The 18,316-nt window shown below is 54.8% G+C and carries 21 protein-coding genes; 17 read left to right on the top strand and 4 right to left on the bottom strand.

Features of this window, described 5'->3' with window-relative positions:
• Positions 1-87: 87 nt before the first annotated feature.
• Positions 88-1,236 (bottom strand): 2-methylaconitate cis-trans isomerase PrpF family protein, encoded by a 1,149-nt coding sequence (locus tag UF64_RS16215; protein WP_044829669.1) that lies wholly within the window; start codon positions 1,234-1,236, stop codon positions 88-90.
• Between the two features lie 97 nt (positions 1,237-1,333).
• Between UF64_RS16215 and UF64_RS16210 the strand changes: the two genes are divergently transcribed.
• Complete coding sequence (locus UF64_RS16210; RefSeq protein WP_044829668.1) at positions 1,334-2,167, top strand: AbiJ-NTD4 domain-containing protein; 834 nt, start codon at positions 1,334-1,336, stop codon at positions 2,165-2,167.
• Here UF64_RS16210 and pspF read toward each other — a convergent pair.
• A complete protein-coding gene (pspF, locus tag UF64_RS16205) occupies positions 2,164-3,177 on the bottom strand; it encodes a phage shock protein operon transcriptional activator (RefSeq protein ID WP_044829667.1) in 1,014 nt (337 codons plus the stop codon). The two genes, UF64_RS16210 and pspF, sit on opposite strands and share 4 nt — an antisense overlap.
• 169 nt (positions 3,178-3,346) lie before the next feature.
• On the opposite strand from pspF, the gene pspA reads away from it, so the two are divergent.
• The 14 genes from pspA (at position 3,347) to UF64_RS16135 (ending at position 15,975) form a co-directional block, all read left to right on the top strand.
• Positions 3,347-4,024, top strand: coding sequence for a phage shock protein PspA (pspA, locus tag UF64_RS16200; RefSeq protein WP_044829666.1), 678 nt, complete (start codon positions 3,347-3,349; stop codon positions 4,022-4,024).
• Between the two features lie 48 nt (positions 4,025-4,072).
• Positions 4,073-4,330 carry an envelope stress response membrane protein PspB gene (pspB, locus tag UF64_RS16195; protein ID WP_235285114.1) on the top strand — a complete coding sequence of 86 codons (258 nt, stop codon included), beginning with the start codon at positions 4,073-4,075 and terminating at the stop codon, positions 4,328-4,330.
• A complete protein-coding gene (locus UF64_RS16190; protein ID WP_235285113.1) occupies positions 4,327-4,896 on the top strand; it encodes a hypothetical protein in 570 nt (189 codons plus the stop codon). Before pspB ends, UF64_RS16190 begins: the two co-directional genes overlap by 4 nt.
• A gap of 398 nt (positions 4,897-5,294) precedes the next feature.
• Positions 5,295-6,671, top strand: a complete 1,377-nt coding sequence (locus UF64_RS16185; protein ID WP_044829665.1) for an ATP-binding protein — start codon at positions 5,295-5,297, stop codon at positions 6,669-6,671.
• Between the two features lie 114 nt (positions 6,672-6,785).
• On the top strand, positions 6,786-7,331 hold the full coding sequence (locus UF64_RS16180) for an EndoU domain-containing protein (RefSeq protein WP_052657674.1): 546 nt from the start codon (positions 6,786-6,788) through the stop codon (positions 7,329-7,331).
• 38 nt (positions 7,332-7,369) lie between these two features.
• The gene (locus UF64_RS16175; RefSeq protein ID WP_044829664.1) at positions 7,370-7,690 is read left to right on the top strand and encodes a hypothetical protein; all 321 of its coding nucleotides are present in this window, start codon (positions 7,370-7,372) and stop codon (positions 7,688-7,690) included.
• A gap of 59 nt (positions 7,691-7,749) precedes the next feature.
• The gene (locus UF64_RS16170) at positions 7,750-8,901 is read left to right on the top strand and encodes a serine hydrolase (RefSeq protein WP_235285112.1); all 1,152 of its coding nucleotides are present in this window, start codon (positions 7,750-7,752) and stop codon (positions 8,899-8,901) included.
• Between the two features lie 135 nt (positions 8,902-9,036).
• On the top strand, positions 9,037-9,915 hold the full coding sequence (locus UF64_RS16165) for a CoA ester lyase (protein WP_044829663.1): 879 nt from the start codon (positions 9,037-9,039) through the stop codon (positions 9,913-9,915).
• Positions 9,916-10,035: 120 nt separating this feature from the next.
• Positions 10,036-11,085, top strand: coding sequence for a MaoC family dehydratase (locus UF64_RS16160; RefSeq protein WP_044829662.1), 1,050 nt, complete (start codon positions 10,036-10,038; stop codon positions 11,083-11,085).
• 342 nt (positions 11,086-11,427) lie between these two features.
• The gene (locus UF64_RS16155; RefSeq protein WP_044829914.1) at positions 11,428-12,003 is read left to right on the top strand and encodes an alpha/beta hydrolase; all 576 of its coding nucleotides are present in this window, start codon (positions 11,428-11,430) and stop codon (positions 12,001-12,003) included.
• A 572-nt stretch (positions 12,004-12,575) separates the two neighbouring features.
• On the top strand, positions 12,576-12,956 hold the full coding sequence (sdhC, locus tag UF64_RS16150) for a succinate dehydrogenase, cytochrome b556 subunit (protein WP_044829661.1): 381 nt from the start codon (positions 12,576-12,578) through the stop codon (positions 12,954-12,956).
• Between the two features lie 26 nt (positions 12,957-12,982).
• On the top strand, positions 12,983-13,366 hold the full coding sequence (gene sdhD / locus UF64_RS16145; protein WP_044829660.1) for a succinate dehydrogenase, hydrophobic membrane anchor protein: 384 nt from the start codon (positions 12,983-12,985) through the stop codon (positions 13,364-13,366).
• A gap of 4 nt (positions 13,367-13,370) precedes the next feature.
• Positions 13,371-15,167 carry a succinate dehydrogenase flavoprotein subunit gene (gene sdhA, locus UF64_RS16140; protein ID WP_044829659.1) on the top strand — a complete coding sequence of 599 codons (1,797 nt, stop codon included), beginning with the start codon at positions 13,371-13,373 and terminating at the stop codon, positions 15,165-15,167.
• Positions 15,168-15,192: 25 nt separating this feature from the next.
• Positions 15,193-15,975 carry a succinate dehydrogenase iron-sulfur subunit gene (locus UF64_RS16135; protein ID WP_044829658.1) on the top strand — a complete coding sequence of 261 codons (783 nt, stop codon included), beginning with the start codon at positions 15,193-15,195 and terminating at the stop codon, positions 15,973-15,975.
• A 110-nt stretch (positions 15,976-16,085) separates the two neighbouring features.
• Here UF64_RS16135 and UF64_RS16130 read toward each other — a convergent pair whose 3' ends face one another.
• Together UF64_RS16130 and UF64_RS16125 are read right to left on the bottom strand one after the other, a co-directional pair.
• Positions 16,086-16,430: a type II toxin-antitoxin system RelE/ParE family toxin gene (locus UF64_RS16130; RefSeq protein WP_044829657.1), complete on the bottom strand. Its 345-nt coding sequence runs from the start codon at positions 16,428-16,430 to the stop codon at positions 16,086-16,088.
• A complete protein-coding gene (locus UF64_RS16125) occupies positions 16,420-16,689 on the bottom strand; it encodes a type II toxin-antitoxin system ParD family antitoxin (protein ID WP_044829656.1) in 270 nt (89 codons plus the stop codon). The genes UF64_RS16130 and UF64_RS16125 overlap by 11 nt, the downstream gene beginning before the upstream one ends.
• A gap of 262 nt (positions 16,690-16,951) precedes the next feature.
• Between UF64_RS16125 and UF64_RS16120 the strand changes: the two genes are divergently transcribed.
• The gene (locus tag UF64_RS16120) at positions 16,952-17,632 is read left to right on the top strand and encodes a tetratricopeptide repeat protein (RefSeq protein ID WP_235285111.1); all 681 of its coding nucleotides are present in this window, start codon (positions 16,952-16,954) and stop codon (positions 17,630-17,632) included.
• Between the two features lie 6 nt (positions 17,633-17,638).
• Positions 17,639-18,313: an HAD family phosphatase gene (locus UF64_RS16115; protein WP_044829654.1), complete on the top strand. Its 675-nt coding sequence runs from the start codon at positions 17,639-17,641 to the stop codon at positions 18,311-18,313.
• The last annotated feature ends 3 nt before the right edge of the window (positions 18,314-18,316 follow it).

Raw genomic sequence — 18,316 nt, 5'->3', positions numbered from 1 at the left:
AAAAAGACAATATCGATTATAGCACATAATCTCAATTTATGTGATTTGGGTAATAATTTAATTTTATGCGAAATGGCGAATAAATGCTCAAATGCGGTGGCGGGGCACCATGACCTCGCCCTGCATCAAACGTCGCGCGGTACGAAACACCGTGACGGCGTTAACAGAGAAATCGTCGACCGTGCTGCCGCTGATATCGGCATCCAGGGCCAGCGTGCCGGACGGATGCGCGATGCTCAGTGGCTGACGGGTATCCTTGTTCGCACGCGCCAGTGCATGGGCGACGGAGCCCGGCAGTTTCATGGTCGCGGCCAGACAAATCCCACCTGTGATCGGACTGGATGCGTGGGCCTGCCCGGTCGAAATCATCCGAAGTACGATATTGGTGGCCGGGCTGTCCTGATCGGTCGGGGCGGAGACGATGGCGATTTGCGGCAGGTTGCGCACGGTGGTTTGAGCTTCTTCGAGGCTGCAAATCCCCATGCGAACGGCTGCGGCTATGCGGATGGTTTCGATTTTCTCCAACAGGCCCGGCGTTTCGGTGATCTCGGCCGGGCTTTCGCGTCCGGTCAGGCCAAGGCTTTGCGCATGGATGCAGGCAATCGGGTTGCTGACATCGACCAGTGAAACCTCGATGGCGCCAAAACCATCGGTCTCCAGAACCTCGCGCGCCCTGCCGGTCGGGAGCGTCTTGCCGGTGCTTGATCCGCCGGGTGCCAGGAAGGAAAGCGCAATCGGCGCGCCGGTCCCCGCGACACCATCCAGGGCAAAATCACCGTCGAGTTTCGGCAAACCGTTTTGCAGGTCAAATCTGGCGACGATGATCTTGCCGGTATTGGTGTTGTGGATGCGGACAGTCGCTTGATAGCCGGACGTTTCAACCAATCCTTCCTCAACCGCATAAGGCCCGACGGCCGAGGAGATATTGCCGCAATTTCCCTTGTAGCTGATCACCGGCGCATCCACCGAAACCTGCCCGAAGGTGTAATCGATATCGGCATCTTCGCGGGTTGATTTGGCAATGATCGCGATTTTCGAGGTCGAAGACGTCCCGGCCCCCATGCCATCAAGCTGGCGCTTGTTCGGATCCGGGCTGCCCATGGCGCTCAGGATCATGGAATCGCGCGCGGGACCTGCAGGTGGTAAATCCTCAGCCCGGAAAAACAACGCCCGACTGGTGCCGCCGCGCATGAAAACAGCACGGAGCGGGATTTGGGGCAGTGAGTTGTTGTTCATGAAATTGAAACTACCAGCGATAGAAGGCTATATTGTTTAAAAGAAGGAGTTTTCTAATGTTCGTGTGCGAAATGTTTTTTTGGCCGGGATTTTGCTGATGCGCAGATTTTCTGAGAGGAACGGTTATGTAGACTTAGCCAGCCTAGAGAGGCCTGAATGGATAAGTGAGCATACTAGAAATCGCCTGTGGAGCATTGTCTTTATGCAGGTTTTCGAGCGATTTAATCGAGCTGCCGAAATTAGGCACAACATTAAGCTCAAGCTTTATTGCGAAAAGGTATGGTATCAATTCTTTCGTTACCCAATTGACGCAATACCCAAGTATTCAGGTGATGCAGCCGCTGAAATCAAGGCTTTCATGCTACAAGGGGTTTGGTACGAGGTCTTCGATTTTGTCGAATTCAACTTAGCAAAATTCTCCGCCAACAATGGTTGGCAAGGTTTCGTCAAGTCGATAAATCGGGCTTTAGAGGAAGAACGTTCAGCATACCGGGTAGTTGGGGGTATGGTGACTTTGCTTCGTGATGTTGAAGAAACTGCCGAGATAAAGCAAGCCATAGATAACGATGGACCGTTTGCTGCGTCATCGGCGCATCTAAAGGCATCTCTGGCGTTATATTCTAAACGCCCAGACCCCGATTACCGAAACGCGATTAAAGAGGCTATTTCAGCCGTTGAATCAGCATGTGCGATAATCTCCGGGTCGAATAAAGATACATTAGGCCAAACACTTAAGAAGATTGATGGGTTGCACCCAGCGATGCGGGATAGCTTTCAAAAGCTATACGGTTACACCAGCGACGGTAGTGGTATTCGTCATGCTATGCTGGAGGAGGCTGAGATCAGCAATGCTGAAGCAAGGTTTATGATTGTCGCCTGTTCTGCCTTTGTGAATTATCTGATCGATAGCACAAAAAGTAAGATTGCTTAGGTGCCTGTCCTCAGGTTGTGCTTCTCAATCAGGCGGCGAAACTGGTGGTAGTTCAGGTGAAGTGCTTTGGCGGCCTCGGTCTGGTTGTTGGCGTGGGTGCGGAGCGCCTGTTGCAGCAGTTTGATTTCGAAATTGGCGACTTGGGATTTGAAATCGATGGTGCCGTCCGGGGTGCTGTCGGGGTCGGGCGTTTCAATCGGGTTGGCTTGGCTGGCTGTGCTGGTGTCGGTTTCTGACCAGATGCCGTCAAACGGATCAAGGGTGATGTGGGCCAGCGGGGTTTCGTCGTCTTCAGTGAGGTAAATGCTGCGTTCGACCGCGTTGCGCAGTTCGCGGATATTGCCGGGCCAGGGATGGCGGAGCAATTGTTCGGCGGCATGTCGTGAGAAACCCGGAAAGACGCTGCGGCCCAGACGTTTTGTCATCTCCAGCGCGAACTGTTCGGCGAGCAACAGGATATCATCAGACCGTTGGCGGAGCGGCGGGACGGCGATGACGTCAAAGGCCAAGCGATCAAGCAGATCGGCGCGGAACTTGTTGGTTTTGGCCAGTTCGCGCAGGTTTTCATTTGTCACACCAATGACGCGCGTGTCGACTTCGATAACTTCCGAGCCACCAACACGCTCGATCTCGCCATACTCAACCACCCGCAGAAGCTTTTCCTGCACCACCGGGCTGGCGGTGGCGATTTCATCAAGAATGATGGTGCCGCCATGGGCACGCTCGAACCGTCCGACATGGCGTTTGGTTGCCCCGGTAAAGGCGCCGGCTTCGTGGCCGAACAGTTCGGTATCAAGCAGGCTTTCGGTCAGGGCGGCGCAATTGACCTTAACCAGTGGACCGCCCCAGCGGCGCGACAGATAGTGCAGGCGGGCAGCAATCAGTTCCTTGCCCGAGCCGCGTTCACCAATCACCAGACAGGGGCGTTCAATCGGCGCCAGACGTGAAACATGTTCAAGGGCGGCCAGAAAAACGGGGTCTTCGCCCAATATCGGTTGCAAGCTATCCATTTCGCGAAAAACGTTATCGAAAAACGACAATATTGTCGCGATAAAAGTTACTTAAAAAGTCTGATGATTTGTTAAGTTATTGATTTTTCGGGATTTCAAAACTGGCACGGTTCTTGAGATAGAGAGTGCAGAATTTGTACGTCCCCCGAATGAACAAGGAGATCAGACAATGGGCGTGTTTTCGCGTTTGTCCGATATCGTAAATGCCAACATCAACTCGCTGCTGGATCGTGCCGAAGATCCGGAGAAAATGGTGCGGTTGATGATCCAGGAAATGGAAGACACCCTGGTTGAGGTCCGGTCCGCCGCCGTCAAGGCGATTGCCGATAAGAAGGAAGTCGAGCGCAAGCTGCGTAAGCTTCATGACGGTCAGGTCGAATGGGATACTAAGGCAGAGTTTGCCGTTTCCAAGGGCCGTGATGATCTGGCCAAGGGGGCGCTGATGGCGCGCCGTCGTCTGGCCGATCAGAGCCTTGTGCTTGAGCGTGAGCTTGAAGTGATCGAGGAAACCCTTGGCAAGTATGACGAGGACCTCAACAAGCTTCAGAACAAGCTGAATGAAGCCAAGGCCAAACAGCGTACGGTTGAAATCCGCATGCAGACGGCTGAAAAGCGTGTCAAAATGAAAGAAAAGCTGCATTCCGGTCAGATTGATGACGCGCTCCTACGCTATGAGCAGATGGAACGCCGGATTGACGAGCTTGAAGCCAACGCGGACTCCTGGGAGCTTGGCCGGGGTCAGAGCCTTGAAGAGCAGTTTGACGACCTTGAGGCGGAGCTCGGGATCGAGGATGATCTCAAGGAACTCAAAGCGCGTGTGAAAAAAGACACGAAGAAAGATAAATAAGTAACGGGCTTATGTGTTTTGAAGCACAGGTCTGTTTGAAAGAACGAGATGTCGAATATGTGGGCGATTGCCGTACCTTTGATCGTTTTAATCGCCGTGGTGGGCCCGGTATGGGTGGTGTTTCACTACATCACGGTCTGGAAGCGCATGAAGGCAGAGCAACGCACACAAAGCCCGGAACAGACCGCGCGCGAAAAGGAAATCGTGGCGGATCTGAAACAGCGGGCAAAGCGACTCGAAACCCGTGTCGAAACACTTGAACGCCTGTTAGATGCCGAGGTTGCCGAATGGAGGAACAGGATATGACTGCTCAGCAAGCTACTGCCGGAGACGGTTTTGGGCGCAGTCACAAAAGACGCGCGCGCTGTGGATGTGGCTCGGGCGATAACGCCGACGGATCGAAACGCCATGGCGTGATCGGGCGCACCACGCGCGGCATTTCAGAAGCCTTTGGCATTCCCCGCAAAGGGGTGCTGATTGCCTTCATTCTGGTTCTGATCTTCAGCTTCCCGGTCGGCGTGATGCTGTTTGGTCTGGCATGGGCCTATGTCCATCATCCCGACTGGTTCGATGGCCTGCGCGGCAAGGTGCGCGGTGCTGGTCAAAGCACATCGGCCGGTCGTGCAGCACGTCAGAACAACAGTAAGCCGGATGTCGAGGACGAACGCCCGACGGTTGGTGTTGATTATGAAGAAAGCTGGATGGAAGAGCTGCGCGAGCAGTTTGACGATCTGGAGCGACGCACCGGCTCAATGGAAGGTTTTGTCGCATCTGGCGATTACCGTATGGCATCCGAATTCAAAAAGATGAAAGAGGATGACGAAACCGGTAAGGCCGATAAAGACGGCAAGTTGGATGGGTCGAAGGCGTAAGATTATTGGCAATCCCGTAATCGGCCAGTTTGGTCATTCCGAACGGAGCAAAGCGCAGACCCGGAATCCATAACCTGTTGAAGTGCTGATGGATTCCCGCCTTCGCGGGAATGACGATCCAACGAGAGGTATTGTTCAGCAACCGAGATTGACGGCGGTTTTCTCAGCTACCCCAAATCCCCCCTCGCGTTAGCACGGGTCTTGACCCGAAGAACCGTCGTCAAACAGTTAAACCGGATTGCAGATGCAGTCCGGTTTTTCTTTTGTTTGCAGGTTCTTGCGGCAAAACCTCCAAATAGCGTTTATCACTATACCTAATTTAAAGGTTTTTCCGGCAAAGTCGGGAAAATTGCCCATATAGTGCGCTATAGGGCAGGCAGCGTTTTGGGGAACATCATATGGCGACCATGATCGAACATCCCGGGGAACAGGATTTTCTGCATCGTTTGATGCTCGATAACCCGTGGTGGGATGGTGTCACCGATGATCAGGTGCAAGGTCTGCCGCAGCGCGCCTTTTTCAAGCGGTTCTGGGGTGCGATTGAAAAGAATGACGGGCAGAAGGCGCTGGTTCTGACCGGGCCCAGGGGCGTTGGCAAGACCGTGATGATGCGCCAGGCCGTGGCGGAGCTTTTGAACAATGACACGCCCAGACGTCATGTTTGTTATGTGTCGCTTGAACATCCGCTGTTTCTGGAAATTGATCTGCCGCGCTTGCCGAAATTGCTGCGCTCCATGCGCGGGATCTCGGCCGATCATCCGCTGTGGCTGTTTATCGACGAGGTCTCCTATCAGCGCGATTGGGAGGCGAGCCTTGTAAAGCTTCTGGCGGCCGATCCGATGTTGCGCGTGGTCGCGGTCAGTGCGCTGGCCCCGGCGGGTGAGAATGCGGAATATATCCAGAGCCTGTTTTTACCGCCCTTCAGCTTTGCCGAATATCTTGAGCAAAAGGGCATCGCGCCGAGTGACGTTTTGCCCGAAACGCCCAATGTCGGGCGCTATACCGCCGATGTGCCAGACGGGTTGGTGGAACTGAACGACCTGTTTGAGGATTACATCAACGAAGGCGGTTTTCACGCCGCCAATGGCGAGGCCGGGGCGATTCATCGGTCGCTTCATTCCGATTTGCCGGGCCTGCATGGCATTTCAAGTCCGTCGGACCTGCATCGGTTGTTTTCGCTTCTGGCCTATAACACCGGGTCGGAATTCTCGATCGAAACGCTGGCGCGCGAGCTTGATATCGCCAAGAACACGCTGCGTCGCTACCTTGAGTATCTTGAAAGTGCCTGGCTGGTGCGCCGGCTTGAGCGTGTAGATCAGGATGCCAAACCCTTTCAGCGCGCGGTGGCGTTCAAGGTGCACCTGATCCATCCGGGGCTTCGCACCGGTTTGATTGGCGGGCGGGCATCCGATAGCGCGACGATTACGCGGCTTGCCGAAACCGCGATCCAGACGCAGTTTCTGACCTCATCGGTTGGTATGGAAAGCCTTTATTACGCCCGCTGGGGTCAGTATGAGGTGCCGTTTGTGTTTTTGGATCGACGGTCTGGAACGCCGCTTTTTGCCTATCACTGCCTGTGGCGTGATGAGCCGATCCGCAAGCCCAAGGAAATCCGTGCGCTTGTCAATTTCCGGGGCAGTCATGCCCTGCCGCTTGGCGCGTTTGTCCTGACCAAGGCGCAATGGCATGGCGGCAAGCTTGGCGGGGTGCCGATGCGCTTTGAGCCGGCCAGTGTGCTTGCCCTTCGGATCGGGCTTGAATTTTCGCAGCTTTGATCGCGCCGCAAATCGGCTTCACATGAATTGCAACGCTGCGTCTGATCTTGGCAGTATGGCCGTGCTGTTCGGTGCGGTCAGGAACTGCATCGGACAAAGTAAAGGAGTTCGTTCATGACGAAACTTTCCAAGCTTTTCCATGTCGCGGCCTTCGTGGCTTTGGCGTTTTGCGTCGTTGCCCTTTCGGGCATTTCGCAGGCATCCGCACAGGTTGCGTGCCCGGCGGGTAGTGTCAATCACGGTGGTGTCACCCTGAACGAGACGCATATTTTTTGCGGGGAATATTTATCAAGCAAGGTGAAAGGGTTCCATTCGCGTCCGGGTGGGACCAATCCGACCACTGTCAGCAACGTGACGGTGACGGTGCAGCCTGATGCACGCGGCATCTACGAGATTACATTTTCGATGAATGGAAAATCCAAGTCTTCGACGATGTTTCCTGATAGCTGCAGCAAGGATCAAGTCGTGAAATCGGTTCTTTATGCCTATGCCAACAAGGCAAGCAACAGTGCTTGCACTTGGGGTGAATGTGGCCCGAATCGTCCTGATCCGAAGCCGACCGATGGCACGGAAACCCAATATTGCAATGCGGATAATGATGCATTGTTCAATATCAGCTTGGGAAAACCTTATGTGAATACGGCGTTCCCGAACCGTTAAGTCGCGTAACTGATACGATTTAGAAAAGGGCAGGCGACATGAAGCATCGACCTGGGTGGCCAGGCAAGAAAGATGGTGATCCAGCACATGATCGGATTGCCGCCTGCCTTGCTACCGACATTCAATCGGTTCCGCAGAAAGCGAAATGGGTACTTGCTGAAATTGCTGCGGTCCAGAACGGTGAGGCAGCATCTTGGGAAATGGGTATGAATGCCTACATGCTTAAAGTGGGGGAAAAGATTACTGAAATCGTTCCAGTTTATGAGGAAACCGGCGAGGCTGCCATTTCGGTTCCGACGGACGAATTTCGGGGCGCACTTGAAGCATGGTACGCGTTGATTTCGCAAAGCCCGGATTAACCGGGCGGAAAGCAATTTGCCCGAAGGTGGGCAAGGTTGGGCAACATGAGTAGAGCGATTTGAACGCAGCATTCTGGCGTATTCCCGCGCGTGCGATGGTGGTGATGGCGGTGGCAATGACGTTTGCCATGTCAGCAAGCCATTCTGCATTGGCGCAAAGCGGGACTGCCAAGGAAGCACCGTCTGATCCGCTGGAAAAATTCTTGTCGCAATATGTCGAGCATGCCGGTCTGCCCGGTGGGGTGGTGGCGATTGGCTATGGCGAGGGCAATGTGCGCTATGCCGCGACGGGATATGCCAGTGTCCGGCCCGAAACCGGCATGACGCGCGATCGGCAGTTTTATATCGGGTCGCTGACCAAGATGATGACGGCTGTGGTCACCTTGCAATTGGCATCGGAAAAGCGGATTGATCTGGCCGACCCGATTGGCAAATACCTGCCCGAGGAATTTCGCGACCGCATTGCCAATTCTGATCGCGCCACCATTCGTGATTTGCTGCGCAACAGTTCGGGCATTCCCGATTATCTTGATGGCGAGTTCTTTTTCGAGCTGGTCGGGCGCGACCCGCAACATGGCTGGCGCAATGTCGAGTTGCTGCCACTGATTGCCGATCGGGAAGCCTATTTCGCCCCGGGCACAAATTATGCGCCGTCCAACAGCAATTTCATCCTGCTCGGCGTGATGATCGAGGCGGTCGAGGGCGCGCATAGCAGTGCCGTTTTTGGTCGCCGGATCTTTGCCCCGGCCGAGATGACCGACACATCCTTTGGCAGTTTCCCAAGGCCGGCATCGCTTGCGCGCGGTTTTGATGACGCCAATGGCGATGGGCAGCTTGAAGACGTCACGGATTATGATGTGGGCGATCAACTGGCCGATGGCGGGGTGATTTCGACCGCCGAGGATATGGTCAAGTTTGCCCGTGCTCTGTTTGTGAACGGGGTCCTGTTGGGGTCGAATGCGCTTGAACGCGCAACGACCGATACCGCCTTTGCCGGCGACGGGTCTTATGGTTATGGGTTGATGATCGGGGCGAGTGACTGGGGCCCGGTCTGGGGGCATGACGGGATCTATTTTGGCTACTCGGCCGAGTTTTCCTGGTTCCCGGAGCAGGACACGGTGGTGGTGTTTCTTGCCAATGGCCGGGCGCTGAATGAGGTGCCAAGTGTCACCAGCATGCTGATGACCGGTTTGTTCGGCGCGCCGGAATAAAAAATCATCTACCTATCGGTCGAGCATGCGATGCCGCACCGCAAAAATTGGGTTGCAGGGGAAAACAAGTTTGGGTAATTTTCGTAAAAATTAAATCTAAATATTGTACGAATATTATCAAGCGGGAGATTCCTGATGGCTGCTGCCCCACGTCCGCGCCGTTCTGTTTTGTATATGCCGGGTTCCAATGCGCGTGCCCTTGAAAAGGGTCGCACGCTTCCGGCAGATGGGCTTATTCTTGATCTTGAGGATGCGGTGGCCCCCGATGCCAAGGATACCGCACGCGATCAGATTGTGAGCGCGCTTTCCGAGGGTGGTTATGGCAAACGTGAAATCCAGATCCGGACCAATGGCCTGAATACCCCGTGGGGATATGCCGATATCGTGGCGGCGTCCAAAACATCGGCTGATGCCATCCTGCTGCCCAAGGTCGAAAGTGCCGATACGGTCCGTCAGGTCGCCAATATCATGGAAGCCGAAGGCGCGCATGCCGGCATGACCATCTGGTGCATGATGGAAACCCCGCTTGCCATGCTTAATGCCAAGGAAATTGCCGGTGCCCATCCCCGTCTTGGCGGGTTTGTCATGGGGACATCGGACCTTGCCAAGGATTTGAACTGTGCCCATACGCCGGACCGTTTACCGATGGTGACCAGTCTTGGGCTTTGCCTGTTGGCGGCACGGGCCTACGGGCTTGCGATCCTTGATGGTGTGCATCTTGATCTGTCTGACGATGCCGGGTTTGAGGCGTCCTGCAAGCAGGGGCGCGAGTTCGGCTTTGACGGCAAGACGCTTATTCATCCCAAAACCATTGCCGCGGCCAATGCGGCCTTTGCCCCGGCAGAGGCCGAGATTGACTGGGCGCGCAAGATCATTGCCGCCCACGAAGAAGCCAGTGCCGCCGGCAAGGGCGTTGTCGTGGTTGATGGCAAGCTGATTGAAAATCTGCATGTGGTATCGGCCAAGAAACTGGTCGCGATGGCAGATTTGATCGCGGAAATGGACGGGGCCTAAGCGCCCGAACACCATCAGATAAAACGGCGCGCACTGAGCGAAAATGGCTGCATCCAAGACAGCCAAAACAGCGCGCATCGGTATTTCTTGGATCATCCGGCCTTTCAGGGAGGCAATCGAATGTCAAAGACCAATCAGGGCAATTATTTTGAGGATTTCCAGATCGGACAGGAAATCCGCCATGCCACCCCGCGCACGATCTCGACTGGCGATGTCGCGCTTTATACCGGGCTTTATGGCCCGCGCTTTGCCGTGCAGTCGTCTGACGAGTTTGCCCAAAGCATTGGCTATAAGGCTGCACCCGTGGATGATTTGCTGGCGTTTCACATGGTTTTTGGCAAGACGGTGCCTGATGTGTCGCTAAATGCGGTGGCCAATCTGGGCTATGCCGGGGGTGTGTTTGGTGTTCCGGTTTATCCCGGCGATACGGTCAGTTCGGTATCCACCGTGACCGGGATCAAGGAAAACTCCAACGGCAAGACCGGTGTGGTTTACGTCAATTCCGTCGGGCGCAATCAGCGCGGCGAGATGGTGCTTGATTACAATCGCTGGGTCATGGTGCGTAAACGCGATGAAAGCGCGCCGGCCCCGGAAACGGTCCTTCCGGAATTGCCCGGTGTTGTCGCACCCGAAGCATTCCAGATCCCGGTCGGGCTGGATGCATCGGCCTATTCAACCCAGTTGGCGGGATCGCCGCATTGCTGGGATGACTATTATGTCGGCGAAAAGATTGATCATGTTGATGGCATGACCCTTGAAGAAGCCGAACATCAGATCGCAACCAGGCTTTATCAAAACACCGCCAAGGTCCATTTCGATCAGGTCGCGGCCAATGGCGGACGGTTTGGCAAGCGCCTGATTTATGGCGGGCATATCATTTCGCTGTGCCGGGCGCTGTCGTTTAACGGACTTGGCAATGCGTTTCGGATTGCCGCGATCAATGCCGGGACACATGCCAACCCGGCCTTTGCCGGGGATACGATCTTTGCGTGGTCAGAGGTTCTCGGCAAATTTGAAGTGCCTGGTCGGCGTGATCTGGGTGCACTTCGTCTGCGTCTTGTTGCAGTGCGCGATCGTCAGGCCAGTGACTTCCCGCTGAAAGATGCGGATGGCAAATATCATTCCGATGTGTTGCTTGATTTCGACTACACGGTTCTGATTCCGCGCTAGAGGGGGCGGATTTGGTCGTCATTTTGCGGCGTCGCTGATTGTTCTCAAAGATTGTCTGGTTAACTGCAGAAGTAACTTTGGGTTGAATGTGGTCGACTTTCAGATTAGGCGTAAATTACCGGGCGGACATGTCATCACTAAAGTCAAACCATCGGTAAGACCGCCCTTCGTTCATGACCGTCTCGTTGTGGATGCTTTGTTGCGTCTTGAGACTGAGCTGAAATTGCAGATGCTGGATCGTTCAGATTGTGAATTGACCCATAAAATTAGAACCGTGAGTCATAAATCCAGAACTGGTTCTTCACCCTCAAGACAATGCAAAACAAAGAGGACAGTAAAACTATGACCGAGCATGAAAAGAGGGGAAAGGTGCGCCGTTACTTGACGATTCCAGGAGGAGGGGGGTCTGGCTCAGGGCATTGGCAGTCGCGCTGGGAGGGAAACAGTACTGGTATGGAGCGTATTGAGCAGTCTGACTGGAATAACCCGTTGAAAGAAGAATGGGTTCGACAAATTGTTCGTCAGATTGAATGTAGCGATCGATCTGTGATTCTGGTGGCTCATTCCGTAGGCTGCATTGCTGCGGTTTACGCGGCAGCTCGCAACCCAGAAAACTTGGCCGGTTTGTTTTTGGTCGCTCCTGCAGACGTAGACGGGGTTTGGGCCGACCCGCCAGCAGCATACTCAACATTCAGGCCCGTTCCCCTTGAGAAATTAAAATTTCCTTCGTTGATCATCGCGTCAAACAATGATGAGTACTTGGCCACTTCGCGAGCCGGAGTATTTGCGGATGCTTGGGGTGGAGATATTGAGTTCGTTGGGAGTCTTGGTCACCTTGGCTCGGATAGTGGTCTTGGTGACTGGCAAGAAGGCCGAGCGCTGTTGGAGCGTTTCAGTAGTTTTTGTGACGAGCGTTAACCCACTTGCGAGGCTGACGGAGCACAATACTAACTATTTGAAGAATCATTGCTTCAATTGATACAGAGGCCGAAACCCGAAGCTTGCGTCTGGCAACTTGGAACCTGATGCATATCGGCAATGCAGGCGCAAACGAGCGCGAAACAGACTCGATGATTTCTGTAATTTCTGTCGCTATGATCATAGATCAGCTTAACCCTTCCTTGGGACGCGAAAGGCTAATTTAACCCGTGTTGGGTGTCCGATCTTGATCGGTGGCCTTTGCATTCATACGTTTTAGCCATAAATAAGACCCGATCCGCAGGCAGTTTCCTTGCGTAAGAAGGTCTAATTGTGCGATTGCTAAAAGCACGTTACGCCGTATGTGAAAGACACGTGTCTTTTGCAGCGCCCATCCCGCAGGGTGTTTACGGTGTCTGAGAGGTCAACCTACGTAGTTCAACGGAGGCAGTTGGGGCAATTTGTCACTGAAATCTTTGGTTTACAAAGGGGTTCAGATTGACTCAAACCCGCTGCATGGGTAAATAAACCCTGCTTTCCCGCCAGCTACTTTGAGAAGAGGCAATTCCGCTATGAGCAAAGCCAATCGGCCGCTGTCTCCGCATTTGCAGGTGTACCGGCTTCCGATGACGGCAAAGATGTCCATCTCCTTCCGTGCGATGGGTGTCGGCCTTGCCATTGGTTTCGTATTTTTGGCGTCCTGGCTGATTGGTGCCGGCGCCGGTCGTGATGCGTTCAACGGCTATCACGCATTTTTCACCTCGTGGTTTGGTCTGCTGCTGCTGTTCGGTTGGACGGCGGCTTTTTATTACCACGCTTGCAACGGTATCCGTCACCTGATCTGGGATACCGGTCGCGGCCTGACGAATGAGGGTGCTGCAAAAGGCAACCCGATCGTCTTTGGCGCGGCAATCGTGCTGACCATTCTCACCTGGATCATCGGTCTGGCCTAAGGCCGGGCAAGAGGGGACAACTTGTCATGAAGATGCAATCCGATCTGGGCCGTGTCCGCGGTCTCGGTTCTGCCAAAAGTGGCTCTTCGCACTGGTGGACCCAGCGCGTTACGGCTGCTGCAAACCTTCCGCTCGGCATCTGGTTCATTGTTTCGATTCTTGCCGGGCATACGGCAGATTACGATGCCGTTCACGCTTGGTTGAGCTCGTATTTCCATTCGACCATGATGGTTTTGATGATCGTCAGTGTTGCCGTGCACTTCACGCATGGCCTGCAGGTCGTGATCGAAGATTATGTGCATAACCGTAAAGCAGAAATGATCTCGCTGATGCTGATCAAGGCTGTCGCAGCGTTCCTGTCTGTGGCCGCGATCATTTCAGTCCTGCGTATCGTTTTTGCCGGAGCCTGAGCCAATGAGTGAATCTTATAAAATTATCGACCATAACTACGACGTCGTCGTTATGGGTGCGGGTGGCGCAGGTCTTCGCGCGACACTGGGTACGGTTGAAGCCGGGCTCAAAACCGCATGTATCACCAAGGTCTTCCCGACCCGTTCGCACACCGTTGCTGCCCAGGGCGGTATCGGTGCATCGCTTGGCAACATGTCCGAGGATCACTGGCAGTGGCATATGTATGACACCGTCAAGGGTTCGGACTGGCTTGGTGACCAGGACGCGATCGAATATATGTGCCGTAACGCCGTTCCGGCGGTTCATGAACTTGAACATTACGGCATGCCGTTCTCGCGTACTGAAGATGGCAAAATCTATCAGCGTCCGTTTGGTGGCCACACCCGTGACCACGGCAAGGCGCCGGTTGAACGTGCATGTGCTGCTGCTGACCGTACCGGTCACGCCATGCTGCACACCCTCTATCAGCAGTGCCTGAAAAACAAAGCCGAGTTCTTTGTCGAATATATCGCCCTTGATCTGATCATGGATGAAGACGGTTCGTGCAAAGGACTGGTCGCTTGGGATCTTGATTCCGGTGAACTGCACCGCTTCAACGCCAAGATGGTCATTCTGGCATCTGGCGGTTATGGCCGTGCGTTCTTCAGCTGCACCTCGGCACATACCTGTACCGGTGACGGTCATGGCATGGTGGCCCGTGCGGGTCTTGGCCTGCAGGATATGGAATTCGTTCAGTTCCACCCGACCGGCATTTACGGTTCAGGTTGCCTGATCACCGAGGGTGCCCGTGGTGAAGGTGGTTATCTGACCAACTCCGAAGGCGAACGTTTCATGGAACGTTATGCGCCGACCGTTAAGGACCTTGCATCGCGTGACGTCGTGTCGCGTGGTATGGCACAGGAAATCCGTGATGGTCGTGGTGTTGGCGAGCATGGCGAATACATTCACCTGCACCTTGAACATCTTGGTTCGGAAGTGCTGTGGGAACGTCTGCCGGGCATTACCGAAACCGCGAAAATCTTTGCCGGTGTTGATGCGACCAAGGAACCGATTCCGGTCCTGCCGACGGTCCATTACAACATGGGCGGTATCCCGACCAACTATAAGGGCGAGGTTCTGCGTCCGACTGCCAAAGACCCGAACGCAATTGTTCCGGGCCTGATGGCGGCTGGTGAAGCAGCCTGCGTTTCGGTCCACGGTGCAAACCGTCTGGGTACCAACTCGCTGCTCGACCTTGTTGTGTTTGGTCGTGCATGCGGTCTGCATGCGGCCGAAGTGGTCGATTCCAAGGCATCCTTCAAGGAACTCAAAACCACCGATGGCGACGAGGCGATTGCACGCTTTGACCGCCTGCGCTGGGCCAAGGGTTCCCGTCCGACCGCGGATATCCGTCTGGAAATGCAGCGCGTCATGCAGGGCAACTGCGGCGTGTTCCGGACCTCGGAAATCCTCAAAGAGGGCAAGGACAAACTTTCTGAAACCGCCAAGACGCTTCCCGACGTCGGTGTTTCGGATCGCTCCCTCATCTGGAACTCGGACCTGGTCGAGACTCTCGAGCTTGAGAACCTCATGACCTGTGCCGCAGCAACCATGAATTCGGCAGAAGCGCGTCATGAATCGCGTGGTGCACATGCCCACGAAGATTTCCCGAAGCGTGATGACGAAACCTGGATGAAGCACACGATTGCGACCGTCGATACCGAGAAGGGCTATGGCGTTGATCTGACCTATCGTCCGGTCAATACCTTCACGCTCACCGATGAAGTGTCGTATATCGAGCCGAAAGAGCGCGTCTATTAAGGCGCGGCAAGAGAGGATTTGAGAGATGGTAGAATTCAATCTTCCCGCCAATTCGGTCGTCAAAGAGGGCAAAACGTTCTCTGCGCCGGCTGACGCGAAGAATGTCCGTTCGTTCAAGATTTACCGTTTTGATCCGGACAGTGGCGATAACCCGCGTACCGACACCTATGACATCGACCTGGATAAGTGCGGGCCGATGGTTCTCGACGCGCTGATCAAGATCAAGAACGAGATCGACGCGACCCTGACCTTCCGCCGTTCCTGCCGTGAAGGCATTTGCGGTTCGTGCGCGATGAACATTGATGGCCGTAACACGCTTGCGTGCCTCAAGCCGATCGAAGACATCAAGGGCGAAGTAAAGATCTATCCGCTGCCGCATATGCCGGTGGTCAAGGATCTGGTGCCGGATCTGTCCCAGCCCTATGCACAGCTCGCATCGATCGAGCCGTGGCTCAAGGCTGACAGCCCGACCCCGCCGGACGGCGAACGTTTGCAGTCGCGTGAAGAGCGCGCCAAGCTTGACGGTCTGTGGGAATGCATTCTGTGCTTCTCCTGCTCGACCGCGTGCCCGTCCTACTGGTGGAACTCGGACCGCTACCTCGGCCCGGCGGTTCTGCTGCAGGCATACCGTTGGCTGGCTGACTCGCGTGACGAATATACCGGTGAACGTCTCGATGCACTCGAAGATCCGTTCCGCCTGTATCGTTGCCACACGATCATGAACTGCACCAACACCTGCCCGAAAGGCCTGAACCCGGCCCTTGCGATCACCGAAATCAAAAAGATGATCGCAGAACGCCGCGCCTGATGAAGGCTTGGTAGTGTTGCCCTGATATTGGCGTTTAACGCCTGCATGTTAAAGCCGTCGGTGATCGGATGATCCCGGCGGCTTTTTCGTGCTGGTCTGGTCGTGGATAATTACTGAAGCAGCCGTGCCAGCATGTGCCGCACATGATCCTGCCCGCCAAAGAATATGGCGAGGATACGGACTGTCCTGTCGTCTTCGTTGATGTCAAACCAGACAATGGCACGGCCAAGCGTGACGTGGCGAAGTCCCGCCGCGATGGTGTCATGCAATGTGCCGCAATAAGGCGCATTTCCGAGTTTTTCGATGTCGTCGTGGATATCGAGCAGGCGTTGCTGCGCATGTGAAGCCGCACTGTCGGAAGCTTCACCAAATTCGACATAGCTTTTAAGCAGGAAGTCGAAAATCAGTTCAAAGTCACGTTCGGCATCCGCCGAATAGATGACCTCATAGGTCATGCGACGCACGCTTTTTGGCTGCGATTGCTGAAATCCGGTCTTTCATTTCTGTGCTTGAGACAAACTCGCCTTTGCGTCGCGCCGTAATGATCTGGCGCAACGCCTCGGTCTCAAGGGACTCGGTTTCGGATTTATTGCGCAATAGTTCGAGGCCTTGCTGAAGCACGGCGCTGACACTGGGGTATTTTCCCTGTGCGACCAGCTCACGGGCAAAGGCGTTTTGGCTATCTGTCAGAGAAATAGACGACTTCACGGTCATGGGCAGCCTCCTTCATATCCTGAATGGTGCTACCCAGTAGTATTTATGTCAAGTTCAGGCTGCGATTTTGTCGCGCTTTGTTAATATCTGTCTTACGTAAAACCGCTAAAGTGCTGGTCGGGTTTTCATCAAGCAGGGAACGTTCATCTTGCCCCATCGCCGTATTTCATCTCTTCGTGCTTTTGCCCCGTTTGTTGGTCTGGGTTTGCTATTGGGCCTTGCTGCCTGCGGGGAAACCGGTTCGAAGTGGGAAGCGCAGGATATGTTTGCAGCGCCCACCGAGCAAAAGGTCGATGATCGTTATCGGGCGATGATTGATTTCAAGGCCATGGCGCGTGATGCGGCGGGCAAGGAATATGCCGCGGGGCCCAATGCCACAGTTATTGGCGCGGTTGAGGAAGCGGTGGCGATGTGCCAGCAGGCGAATGCGCAAGGCTGCAAGGCCGTCCGGGTTGGGCTGACCTGGGTCGACGGGCTGGATCAGACATCGATTGAAAGCGTGATTTCATCCTATCGCGATACCATGACGGCTGAGGCCTATCAGGCGGCAGGGCAGGGCAATATGGGGGCGGCCAACTGGCTGGCCTATCATTATGCCGTGCGCGGCGAGAATTTGCAGGAAGCCGAGCGCCTGTCAAAGCAGGCCCTGCAGGTGGCCCCGGATGATCCGGGTGCACTTGATACCTATGGCTTGATCCTCTATCGCCAAGGCCGGTACCAGGAAGCCGAGGAAGTCTTTATCCGGGTCAACAAGGCGATGCCAACAGCCGAGCATATTGCGCATTTCGCCGATAATGCGCTGGCGATGGGCAAGACCGAAATGGCACGTGCCGCCTATCAGCGTGCCCTTCAGGCCGGTGCCGGTCCGGTGCTTTCGCAGACCATTCAGAAACGTTTGCTTGCACTTGATCTCAATGGCGGAGCGGCGGCCCCGGCGCAATAAGCATTCATGGTCCAACACATCATCTTTGATTGTGACGGAGTTCTGATCGATAGCGAGATTTTGTCTTTTGCTGTCGATGAGAAGCTGCTGCCCGACTATGGCGTCACGATCACAGCGGGCGAGCTGGCGCGCAATTTTGGTGGTGTGACATACGGTGAAATGATCGCAGCACTCAATGCCCGCTTCGGGGCCGAGATTGAAGCCGTTTCCTATCAGGTCCGCTGCGAGGCCGAACTGGCCCGGACCTTTGAAAGCGAATTACGAGCGATTGCCGGTATTCCTGATCTTTTACGCAATATCGCAGATCCAGTCGCCCTGGCGTCGGGCAGTGATCTGGCAAGGTTGGATCAATGTTTGCGTCTGACCGATCTTGCGGGCTTTTTTGAAGATCGGGTGTTTTCAGCCGAGCAAGTCGCGCGTGGTAAACCCGCCCCGGATGTTTTCCTGTTGGCGGCCCAAACATGTGACTGGGTGCCAGAGCATTGTCTGGTGATCGAAGACAGTCCGTCAGGCGTGCTTGCGGCCAAGGCAGCGGGCATGCAATCGGTCGGTTTTCTGGGCGGGGCGCATCGCAGTGCGGCGGATGCCGACATCCTGCGTGATGCCGGGGCAGGGTATGTTGCAGGTAACAGCGCAGAGCTGCACGGTTACCTGCAAGATCTTGGACTGATTTCGGGCTAGATC

This window comes from Thalassospira sp. HJ (assembly GCF_000948415.1).
Taxonomy (GTDB): Bacteria; Pseudomonadota; Alphaproteobacteria; order Rhodospirillales; family Thalassospiraceae; genus Thalassospira.
The sequence above is the reverse complement of the archived record's forward strand: the minus strand, read 5'-3'. Positions and strand labels throughout refer to the sequence as shown.